The organism is Streptomyces sp. NPDC058864, from assembly GCF_042742985.1.
GTDB lineage: Bacteria > Actinomycetota > Actinomycetes > Streptomycetales > Streptomycetaceae > Actinacidiphila.
In genome coordinates, this window is sequence record NZ_JBHYMQ010000071.1 from 17,789 (window position 1) to 27,306 (window position 9,518).

10 protein-coding genes and 1 pseudogene are annotated in these 9,518 nt (G+C 73.9%); 7 read left to right on the forward strand and 4 right to left on the reverse strand.

Translation table 11 applies throughout. From position 1 onward, the window contains the following. The first annotated feature begins 45 nt into the window (after positions 1-45). Positions 46-504 (forward strand): MarR family winged helix-turn-helix transcriptional regulator, encoded by a 459-nt coding sequence (locus ACFW3D_RS34785; protein ID WP_500511304.1) that lies wholly within the window; start codon positions 46-48, stop codon positions 502-504. Here ACFW3D_RS34785 and ACFW3D_RS34790 read toward each other — a convergent pair. Next, positions 447-1,436, reverse strand: coding sequence for a hypothetical protein (locus ACFW3D_RS34790; RefSeq protein WP_500511306.1), 990 nt, complete (start codon positions 1,434-1,436; stop codon positions 447-449). The two genes, ACFW3D_RS34785 and ACFW3D_RS34790, sit on opposite strands and share 58 nt — an antisense overlap. Positions 1,437-1,592: 156 nt before the next feature. Between ACFW3D_RS34790 and ACFW3D_RS34795 the strand changes: the two genes are divergently transcribed. After that, positions 1,593-2,129, forward strand: coding sequence for an AAA family ATPase (locus tag ACFW3D_RS34795; protein WP_500511308.1), 537 nt, complete (start codon positions 1,593-1,595; stop codon positions 2,127-2,129). Positions 2,130-2,155: 26 nt separating this feature from the next. Here the strand turns inward: ACFW3D_RS34795 and ACFW3D_RS34800 are convergent, their stop codons facing one another. Beyond that, positions 2,156-2,863 carry a FadR/GntR family transcriptional regulator gene (locus tag ACFW3D_RS34800; protein ID WP_500511309.1) on the reverse strand — a complete coding sequence of 236 codons (708 nt, stop codon included), beginning with the start codon at positions 2,861-2,863 and terminating at the stop codon, positions 2,156-2,158. 125 nt (positions 2,864-2,988) lie between these two features. Between ACFW3D_RS34800 and ACFW3D_RS34805 the strand changes: the two genes are divergently transcribed. From ACFW3D_RS34805 to ACFW3D_RS34815, 3 genes and pseudogenes are all read left to right on the forward strand, one after another. Then, positions 2,989-3,510 carry a gluconokinase gene (locus ACFW3D_RS34805; protein WP_500511311.1) on the forward strand — a complete coding sequence of 174 codons (522 nt, stop codon included), beginning with the start codon at positions 2,989-2,991 and terminating at the stop codon, positions 3,508-3,510. 13 nt (positions 3,511-3,523) lie between these two features. Next, a pseudogene (locus tag ACFW3D_RS34810) lies at positions 3,524-3,775 on the forward strand (GntT/GntP/DsdX family permease); the annotation flags it as partial. Positions 3,776-3,811: 36 nt separating this feature from the next. Next, positions 3,812-4,732 carry an MBL fold metallo-hydrolase gene (locus tag ACFW3D_RS34815; protein ID WP_500511313.1) on the forward strand — a complete coding sequence of 307 codons (921 nt, stop codon included), beginning with the start codon at positions 3,812-3,814 and terminating at the stop codon, positions 4,730-4,732. Between the two features lie 24 nt (positions 4,733-4,756). Here the strand turns inward: ACFW3D_RS34815 and ACFW3D_RS34820 are convergent, their stop codons facing one another. Together ACFW3D_RS34820 and ACFW3D_RS34825 are read right to left on the reverse strand one after the other, a co-directional pair. Then, the gene (locus ACFW3D_RS34820; RefSeq protein ID WP_500511315.1) at positions 4,757-6,046 is read right to left on the reverse strand and encodes a glucarate dehydratase family protein; all 1,290 of its coding nucleotides are present in this window, start codon (positions 6,044-6,046) and stop codon (positions 4,757-4,759) included. Between the two features lie 104 nt (positions 6,047-6,150). After that, positions 6,151-7,068, reverse strand: coding sequence for an ADP-ribosylglycohydrolase family protein (locus ACFW3D_RS34825; protein WP_500511317.1), 918 nt, complete (start codon positions 7,066-7,068; stop codon positions 6,151-6,153). Positions 7,069-7,211: 143 nt separating this feature from the next. Between ACFW3D_RS34825 and ACFW3D_RS34830 the strand changes: the two genes are divergently transcribed. Further along, positions 7,212-8,237, forward strand: coding sequence for a phosphotransferase family protein (locus ACFW3D_RS34830; RefSeq protein ID WP_500511319.1), 1,026 nt, complete (start codon positions 7,212-7,214; stop codon positions 8,235-8,237). A 3-nt stretch (positions 8,238-8,240) separates the two neighbouring features. Further along, positions 8,241-9,464 carry an acyl-CoA dehydrogenase family protein gene (locus tag ACFW3D_RS34835; protein WP_500511321.1) on the forward strand — a complete coding sequence of 408 codons (1,224 nt, stop codon included), beginning with the start codon at positions 8,241-8,243 and terminating at the stop codon, positions 9,462-9,464. Positions 9,465-9,518: the final 54 nt, after the last annotated feature.

The following is a 9,518-nucleotide window of genomic DNA, read 5'->3' on the forward strand; positions in this document are numbered from 1 at the left end:
AAGCTAATGATTTACCATCTCAAGCTTTTGAGTACACTCGCATGCATGAGCGCCCCGACCGCCGCGACGACCGGCCGGCCCACCAAGATCGAGCTGCTGGAACTGCTCGCCGCCATCGGCACCGCCCAGTGGCAGGACTTCGCCGCCGCGGCCGCCCGGCACGGGCTGACCTCCATGCAGGCCAAGGTGCTGGCCCAGCTGGGCGGCCCGGTGCCCATGCGCGGCCTGGCCGAGCGGCTGGTGTGCGACGCGTCCAACGTCACCGGCATCGTCGACCGTCTCGAGGCGCACGGCTTCGTCCGCCGCGAGGTGAGCGCCACCGACCGCCGGGTGAAGAACGTCGTGGCCACCGAGCTCGGGCGCGAGACCATCCGGCGCGTCCGCGACGAGATGCAGGCCACCCACGGCGCGCTGGACACCCTGGACGAGAGCGAGCAGGCCGCCCTCTACGCGCTGCTGGAGCGGCTGCGCCCGGTCATGGAGGCCCGCGGCAAGGACCGCTGACGCGAGCCGGACCGGGCGCGGGAACCCGCACCGGGACGGCCCGGCGACAGGCCGCGCAGCGGGGCGACCAGGGCGCGGACCTCGCGGTCCGCGAAACCGGGCTCCCGCGCGATCACCCGCACCAGTTCCCCGCGCACCGCCCGCCCGCGTCCCGCCTCGACCAGGGCCAGCGACTCGGCCAGCGCCGCGGGGAGGTCCGGGCCGTGCCAGGGCTCCGCGGCGTACGGATCGAACCAGCGCGACGGCGGGAACGACGGCTGCAGCTTGGCCTGTTCGTCACCGAAGTACGACCACACCCACGGATGCAGGGACACCCCGACGGCGTGCCCCGAAGGCAGGGACCGCGCCCAGCCGCCCGCGGAGTTCTGCTGCCATCGCCAGGTGTTCGGGCTGGTCCGGCGGCGGCACGTCACCCCCACGAAGCGCAGCTTGCGGCGGATCACCGGCCACGGCTCGCGGCTCTCGCGCACCCAGTCGGCCAGGGCGGCGAACAGCGTGTCGTAGGTGCCGCCCCCGGCGACCAGGTCGAGCAGCGCCACCGGGCGGGTGCGGCGGGCCAGGGCGTGCGGCGCGAGCCCGGCCGCGGCGAGGTGCTCGCGCAGCCGGGCCGTGTGGGCGGGCGCCGGGTCCGGGCGCAGGCGCAGCGACAGCGGCAGGCGCAGCAGCCGCCCTTCCCGGGAGGAGCCCTCGAAGGCGCCGGTCAGCAGGTCGTACATGCTGTCCAGGGAGCGGCCGACGAAGCACAGGTCGGCGCCGGCCGAGCGGGCGAGCACCTTCCCGGTGCACACGGTCAGTTCGGGCAGGAACCACAGGCCGGGGCGCGCGGCGCCCTCGGTCAGGGTGCCCAGCCGGTCCGGCGGCGCTCCGCCGCGGGCATGCGACAGCGCCCAGCGGTACGGCCGGGGCGGCGGGGCGGCCGGTGCGGTGGTCATGATCCCCAGTGCACCACCCCGCCTCCGCGCCGGTCACCTGGTTTTCGCCCCGCCGAAACGTTCCGCTTGACGTGTCTCGAACATAGAGTCGCCCTGGGCGCCGCGCGGCGCCCGGCGGGGTGACGGAAAGGGCACAGCGGCGGTGAGGTGCGAGCGATGTTCCTGATCACCGGGATCCCCGCGTCGGGGAAGTCGACCGTGGCGCAGGCACTCGCCGAGCGGCTGCCCCGCTCGGCGCACGTCCGGGGCGACGCGTTCCGGCGGATGATCGTCGGCGGACGGGCCGAGGCGCTGCCCGGCGACGGTTCGGGGGACGTCGCGGGCCTGACCGAGGAGGCGCTGCGGCAACTGCGGCTGCGGCACACCCTGGCGGCGGCCAGCGCGGACGCGTACGCGACGTCCGGGTTCACACCCGTCCTGCAGGACGTCATCCTCGGCGACGAACTGCCGCGCACGATCGCCCTGTTGCGCACCCGGCCGTTGCACGTCGTGGTCCTCGTCCCCTCCCCGGAGACGATCGCCGCCCGCGAGGCCGGCCGGGCCAAACGGGCCTACGGCGCATGGACGCCGGCCGACCTCGACCGCGCCCTGCGCGCGGGCACCCCGCGGATCGGCCTCTGGCTGGACACCTCCCGCCAGACCCCGCAGGAGACCGTGGACGCCATCCTCCGCCACGCAGGACCCACCGGCTGACCCCCACATGGCCCCGCCCCCGCCGGTCAGGGGGCCAGGACGTCCAGTTCGCGCAGCGCGCCGACGCAGATCTCGCGCATCAGGCGCTCCGCGGACTCCGCGTCGCGGGCGCGGACGGCCTCCGCGACGCGGACGTGGAGGGTGACCGCCTGGGGGTCGGGGGCGCTGAACATGACCTGGTGCTCGGTCCGCCCGGTCAGCACCTCCGCGACGACGTCGCCGAGGCGGGCGAACATCTCGTTGCCGGACGCGGTGAGCACCACGCGGTGGAAGGCCACGTCGTGCACCAGGTACTCGTCGAGGTCGGCGGCCCGGCCGGCCGCGGCCATCTCGGCGGCGAGGACGGTCAGTTCGCGGCACTGCTCCGGGGTCGCGGCGACCGCCGCCAGAGCGGCGGCGACGGGCTCGACGGCGGTACGGAGCATGGTGAGCGAACGCAGCTGCCGGGGCCGGTCCGCGCCGGCGAGGCGCCAGCGGATGACGGCCGGGTCGAAGACGTTCCACTCCTCGGTGCGGCGCACCGTGATGCCGACCCGCCGCCGTGACTCGACGAGGTGCATGGCCTCCAGGACGCGTACGGCCTCACGGACGACGGTGCGCGAGACGCCGTGCTGCCGCTCCAGCTCGTCGATGCGCAGCACCGTGCCGGGCGGGTACGCGCCCGAGGCGATGGCGGGGCCGAGTTCCGCCAGGACACGGGCGTGCAGACCGCCGTGCTCTCCCTGCCGATCCATGGGCCGCTCCATGGGCGACACCCTATGCGGGGATCGCTTCATATGACGATTTGATTTCGGAGCCTTGAATAAGTAGTACCTATGGCGTTTCCTGAGGCGGTCACGCGGACGAGGAGGTACCTGTGATGACCGAGGCAGGCCCGGAAGCCCTGCATCTTCCCCTGGTGGTGGTGATGGGCGTGTCCGGCTCGGGCAAGTCCACCGTCGGGGGGCTGCTCGCCGAGCGGCTGGGCGTTCCGTACGCCGAGGCGGACGACTTCCACCCGCCCGCCAACATCGCCAAGATGTCGGCCGGGCACCCGCTGGACGACGAGGACCGGGCGCCCTGGCTGGACGCCATCGCGGCGTGGATCGTCGAGCGCGGCGACCGCGGCGGTGTGGTCAGCTGCTCGGCGCTGCGGCGCCGCTACCGCGACCGGCTCCGCAAGGACACCCCCGGGCTGTTCTTCCTCCACCTCGACGGGTCCGAGGAGCTGATCGCCGGGCGTCTGGCGGCGCGGATGCGGCACTTCATGCCGGCGGGCCTGCTGCGCTCCCAGTTCGAGGCGCTCGAACCGCTGGAACCCGGCGAGGCCGGTGCCGTCGTCCCGATCGACGGCGGCCCGCAGCAGATCACCGAGCGCGCCCTGGCGGCGCTCCCCCGCTGAGCCCCCTTGGCCGGCCTGGCCGATCGCCGTCCCCATCCGGGTCCCGACCGGCTCCGCCACCGTGGCCACCGTCCCCGCCGCGGGCCCGGTCGCGCCGTCGGCCGAGGGCACGGCCCCGACGCACGCCGCGCCGCCGGTGCTCGCCGTGGGCGCCGGCTCGCCGTTCTTCGCGCACGTCTCCGTCGTCGGCACCGTCTTCGTCCTGCTGCTCTCGACCGTCGTGCAGGCGACGCTCCCCCGTCGCCGCCCGTATGCCCTCCCCTGATACGTTTCATGCGTCTGACCAGGGAAAGGCGCCAAAATGTCACAGCTGCACACCGAGCATCCGTTCACCGAGGAAGTCGCTCCGGGGGTCCACGCCTACGTCCAGCCGGACGGGGGCTGGTGCCTGAACAACGCGGGCTGGGTGACCGACGGGAGCACGACGCTGCTGATCGACACTGCCGCCACCGAGCGCCGGGCCCTGATGCTGCGCGACGCCCTCGTCGCCTCCGGCGCGCCGATGCCCGCGCACGTGGTCAACACCCACCACCACGGCGACCACACCTACGGCAACGGCGTCTTCACGCAGGGGGCCCGGATCGTCGGCCACTCCGCGTGCGTCACCGAGCAGATCGCGGCCGGCCACCAGCTGCACGCGATCTGGCCGGACGTGGAGTACGGCGAGGTGCCGGTGGTCCCGGCGACGGTCACCTACGAGGACCGCCTCACCCTCCACGTCGGCGACGAGGAGGTGCAGCTCCTGCACCCAGGGGTGGCTCACACCCTCGGCGACTCGATCGTCTGGCTCCCCGGGCGCAAGGTCGTCTTCACCGGCGACCTGGTCTTCAACGGCGGCGCGCCGTTCGTCCCCATGGGCTCGCTCGAGGGCTCCCTGCGCGCCCTGGAGGTGCTGCGCTCGCTCGACGCCGAGGTCGTCGTCCCGGGGCACGGCGGCATCTGCGACCCCTCGGTGTACGACACCGTCGAGGGCTACCTGCGCTTCGTGGCCGAGCTGGCGGCCGAGGGCCACAAGGCGGGCCGGACCCCGATGGAGGTGGCGCGGGCGGCCGACCTCGGCGAGTTCGCGACGCTGCGCGAGCCGGAGCGGCTGGTCGCCAATCTGCACCGCGCGTACGCGGAACTGGACGGCCTGCCGCTCGGCTCGCCGCTGGACCTGATGCCCGTGATCACCGACATGGCCGTGCTGAACGGCGGCCGGATCCCGGAGTGCCTGGCCTGAGGCCCGGCCGGGCGGGTCACCAGGTCACCAGCGGCGGGTGACCCACCCGGGCTCGGCCTTGCGCATGGCGGCGGCGTCGTCGCGCACGTGGAAGGTGCCGTCGTCGTCCAGCCAGCGCCGGTGGAGGGTGTCCAGGGCCGTCCGGTCCAGCTCGACCCCCAGGCCGGGGGCGTCGGAGACGGGCAGCCGGCCGCCGCGGAACTCGTGGCGGCGGGTGATGACGTCCTCGGTCTGCCAGGGGTAGTGCGAGTCGCAGGCGTGGTGCAGGCCGGGCACGGTGGCGGCGACGTGCGTCATGGCGGCGAGGCTGATGCCAAGGTGGGTGTTGGAGTGCATCGACAGGCCGACCCCGAAGGTGCGGCAGACCGCGGCCAGTTCGCGGGTGTTGCGCAGTCCGCCCCAGTAGTGGTGGTCGGAGAGCACGATCTGGACCGCGTCCTTGGCGAAGGCCTCGGCGATCTCGGGGAAGGTCGTCACGCACATGTTGGTGGCGAGCGGCACATCGGTACCGGCGGACACCTCGGCCATCAGGGCGGTGCCCGCGGCCGGGTCCTCCAGATACTCCAGGACGTCGCCGAGCTCCCGCGCCACGTGCAGCGAGGTCTCCACCGACCAGGCGCCGTTGGGGTCCAGCCGCAGCGGCTGCTCGGGGAACGCCTCCGCGAGCGCCCGTACGGCGGCGATCTCCTGCTCGGGCGCGAACACCCCGCCCTTCAGCTTGAACGAGGTGAAGCCGTGCTCGCGCACGAGCCTGCGGGCCTGGGCGACCACACCGGCCGGGTCCAGGGCGTCGCCCCAGTCGTCCTTCTCGCCCTCGCCGCCGGGGTGTTCGGCCCAGCGGTAGAAGAGGTAGGCGCTGTAGTCGACGGTGTCGCGGACCTTCCCGCCGAGCAGGGCGTGCACGGGCAGCCCGAGCGTCTTGCCGAGGGCGTCCAGGCAGGCCACCTCGAAGGCCGAGACCACGGAGAGCAGCAGCTTGTCGGCGGTCTGGACGCCGCGCAGGCCGCCGGCGTCCACCGCGTCGGTGGTCTCCTCGGGGGGCGCGCAGACCAGGGCCGCGAGGGCCGGCAGGTTGTTGAGGTCGTCGACGCGGCAGCCCTGCAGGGCCTCCGCCAGCGGCCGTGCGAGTTCCAGGTAGCGGGTGTCGCCGTAGGTCTCCCCGACGCCGCTCACGCCGCCGGCGGTGGTCACCTCGACGATCAGCCGCGGGGTGTAGGGCTGGTGCACGCCTTGGGTGTTGAGCAGCGGCGGGTCGGAGATGAGGACGGGGGTGAGGCTCAACCCGGTGATCGTCAGATTCCTCTGCTGTGCCACTGCGCGCCACCCTTCGCGTTCACATATGTGAATCCCATACGTCCACCAGAACGCGACCCTAGGTGGCGTCCGGGTGCCCGTCAAGAACGCGCAGGTCGGCGGCGCTACGCCGGTCCGCCGGACGGTGCCGGGACCCAGTCCGGCAGCGGTTCCAGCGCCGCACGCCAGGCGGGCGGCAGTTCGGCGACCCCGGTGCGGGCGGCGATCACCCCGCCGGCGATGGCGCAGGTGGTGTCCATGTCGCCGAGCCCGGCGACGGTCTCCCACAGACCGCCCTCCAGGTCGTCCAGGTGCCGTGCGGCGCACCACAGGGCGAAGGGGACGGTGTCCTGCGCGGAGACCCCGTAGCCGGAGCCCAGGACCTCGGCAGCGTGCCGCACCGACGTGCCCTCGGGGAAGCGGCCCGCGGTGCGCAGTCCGGAACGCACGTCGCTGCCGGGGAGGCGGTCGGCCACCCGCGTCAGCAGGTCCTGCGGGGCCGGGCCGCCGCGGCTGCGGGCCGCGAAGGCGGCGGCGAGCGCGACGGCGACGGCGCCGACGGCGGCCTCGGGGTGGTGATGGGAGACGGCGGCCTGCGCGGCGGCGGCCTCGGCGGTGCCCTCCAGGTCGGCGGCGAGCCACGCGCCCAGTGGCGCCACCCGCATCGCGGCGCCGTTGCCGTACGAGCCCTGCCCGCCGAACTGCTCGGCGACGACGTCCGCCCACCGCTCCCCGGCGCCGATCCGGCGCAGGACGTCGTGCATGGACGGGCCGTACTTGCGATAGGGGTCGGCGGCGTACGCCCCGGCCAGACAGGCGGCGAGGGCGTCCTGCCCGACGGATCCGCCGTTCGCCCCCAGATGCCCGAACAGCGCCACGGCCTGGGCGGTGTCGTCGGTCCAGTACCAGGGAACGTCCGCGGGGGTGATCCGCTGCGCGATCGCGCCCTCCCGCTCCTGCCGCGAGGTGAAGAACCAGCGGTCGCCGAAGGCGTCCCCGTGGGCCAGTCCGTACAGCGAGTCGAGGGCGGCGGACGGGATCATGGCGTCAGTCTCGCAGCGCCGGGAACGCGGGTCACCTGCTTTTCGCGGCGGCGGGCGGGGCGGCGGACTGGACGACATACCGACTGGTCGGCATGATAGCCGGGACAGCCGGCCACGGCAGCGGCGAGGAGCGAGGAGCAAGGATGAGCGGGACGGAGAACCCACCGGGACTCGACCTGGAGCGGCTGCGGCGGCACCTCGACGCCGAGCGGCCCGGGCTGCTCGCCGGCGCGCTCGACGGCGAGCTGATCGAGGGCGGCCGGTCGAACCTGACGTACGCGGTGACCGACGGCGTCTCCCGCTGGGTCGTCCGGCGTCCCCCGCTCGGCCACGTCCTGGCCACGGCGCACGACATGACCCGCGAGCACCGCGTCATCAGCGCCCTGCGCGACACCCCCGTCCCCGTCCCCGGGGCCGTGCTGCTCTGCGAGGACCCCGAGGTCGTCGGCGCGCCCTTCTACGTCATGGACTTCGTCGAGGGCACCCCCTACCGCACCGAGCGGCAGCTCACCGCGCTGGGCCCGGAACGAACCCGGGACATCGTGCTGCGGCTGGTGGACACCCTGGTCGCGCTGCACGCCGTGGACCCGGGGGCGGTCGGACTCGACGACTTCGGCCGGCCCGACGGCTTCCTGGAGCGGCAACTGCGCCGCTGGGGCAAGCAGCTCGACGCCTCGCGCAGCCGCGAACTGGCCGGCATCGACGAACTCGCGGCGCTGCTCGGCACGCGCCTGCCCGCCTCCGCCCCCGCGGCCGTCGTGCACGGCGACTACCGGCTCGACAACGTCCTGATCGGCGCCGACGACACCGTCCGGGCCATCCTCGACTGGGAGATGTCCACCCTCGGCGACCCGCTCACCGATCTCGGGCTGCTGCTCATGTACAGCGAGCTGCGCCCCACCCCGGGCACCCCCGTCTCCGTCACCGGGGGCGCGCCCGGCCACCCCTCCCCCGCCGAGCTGATCGAGCGTTACGCGGCGGGCTCCGGGCGCGACGTGTCCTCGGCCGCCTGGTACACCGCCTTCGCGTACTTCAAGCTCGCGGTGATCCTCGAGGGCATCCACTACCGCTACACCCTCGGCCAGACCCTCGGCGCCGGCTTCGACCGGATCGGCGCCCTGGTCCCGGCCTTCATCGACAACGGCCTGCGGACGCTTCAGGAAGGCTGAGCCATGGATTTCGCGTACGACGCCAGGACCGAGGAACTGCGCGGGCGGCTGCTCGCGTTCATGGACGAGCACGTGTACCCCGCGGAGCCGGTCTTCCACCGGCAGCGCGAGGCGGCCGAGGGCGAGGCCGTGTGGTCCGCGCCGCCGGTCGTCGAGGAGCTCAAGGCCGCGGCCCGCGAGCGCGGGCTGTGGAACCTCTTCCTCCCGGGCGAGCGCGGCGCTGGGCTGACCAACCTGCAGTACGCGCCGCTGGCCGAGATCACCGGCCGCAGCCCGCACCTCGCCCCGCCGGCCCTCAACTGCGCCGCCCCGGACACCGGAAACATGGAGGTGCTGAGCGAGTTCGGCAGCGAGGAGCAGCGCAAGACCTGGCTGGAGCCGTTGCTCGCGGGCGAGATCCGCTCGGCCTTCGCGATGACCGAACCCGACGTCGCCTCCTCCGACGCGACCAACATCGAGACGCGGATCGAGCGGGTCGGCGACGACTACGTCATCAACGGCCGCAAGTGGTACATCTCCGGCGCGATGAACCCGCGGTGCCGGATCTTCATCGTCATGGGCAAGACCGACCCGGCCGCGGACCGGCACCGCCAGCAGAGCATGGTGCTCGTGCCGCGCGACACCCCTGGCCTCGAAGTGCGCCGCGGCATGAGGGTGTTCGGCTACGACGACGGGGACCACGGCGGCCACGCCGAGGTCGTCTTCCACGACGTGCGGGTCCCCGCGGAGAACCTGATCGGCGAGGAGGGCGGCGGCTTCGCCATCGCCCAGGCGCGGCTGGGCCCGGGCCGCATCCACCACTGCATGCGGCTGATCGGCATGGCCGAGCGGGCGGTTGAGCTGATGTGCCGGCGTGCCACGGGACGGGTCGCCTTCGGCAAGCCGCTGGCGGCGCAGGGCGTCGTCCAGCAGTGGATCGCCGAGGCACGGGTGGAGATCGAGCAGTTGCGGCTGCTGGTGCTCAAGACCGCCTGGCTGATGGACACCGTCGGCAACCGGGGTGCCCACACCGAGATCCAGGCCATCAAGATCGCCACCCCGGAGAAGGTCGGGCTGATCCTCGACCGTGCCATCCAGCTGCACGGGGCCGGCGGCGTCAGCCAGGACTTCCCGCTGGCGGAGCTGTACGCGGCGGCCCGCACGCTGCGGCTGGCCGACGGCCCCGACGAGGTCCACAAGCGCTCCTTGGCGCGCCGTGAGCTGAAGCGGTACGCCCAGGAGGGCTGACCCCGCCGAGGCACCGCGGCGGGGGCCCCGCAGGGGTGCGGGGGGGGGCCCCCG

Coding starts and splice junctions, on each gene's coding strand:
- ACFW3D_RS34815 (WP_500511313.1), top strand. CDS start 3,812: ATGTCACAGCTGCACACCGAGCATCCGTTCACCGAGGAAGTCGCTCCG.
- ACFW3D_RS34800 (WP_500511309.1), bottom strand. CDS start 2,863: ATGGATCGGCAGGGAGAGCACGGCGGTCTGCACGCCCGTGTCCTGGCG.
- ACFW3D_RS34805 (WP_500511311.1), top strand. CDS start 2,989: ATGACCGAGGCAGGCCCGGAAGCCCTGCATCTTCCCCTGGTGGTGGTG.
- ACFW3D_RS34835 (WP_500511321.1), top strand. CDS start 8,241: ATGGATTTCGCGTACGACGCCAGGACCGAGGAACTGCGCGGGCGGCTG.
- ACFW3D_RS34830 (WP_500511319.1), top strand. CDS start 7,212: ATGAGCGGGACGGAGAACCCACCGGGACTCGACCTGGAGCGGCTGCGG.
- ACFW3D_RS34790 (WP_500511306.1), bottom strand. CDS start 1,436: ATGACCACCGCACCGGCCGCCCCGCCGCCCCGGCCGTACCGCTGGGCG.
- ACFW3D_RS34785 (WP_500511304.1), top strand. CDS start 46: ATGAGCGCCCCGACCGCCGCGACGACCGGCCGGCCCACCAAGATCGAG.
- ACFW3D_RS34825 (WP_500511317.1), bottom strand. CDS start 7,068: ATGATCCCGTCCGCCGCCCTCGACTCGCTGTACGGACTGGCCCACGGG.
- ACFW3D_RS34795 (WP_500511308.1), top strand. CDS start 1,593: ATGTTCCTGATCACCGGGATCCCCGCGTCGGGGAAGTCGACCGTGGCG.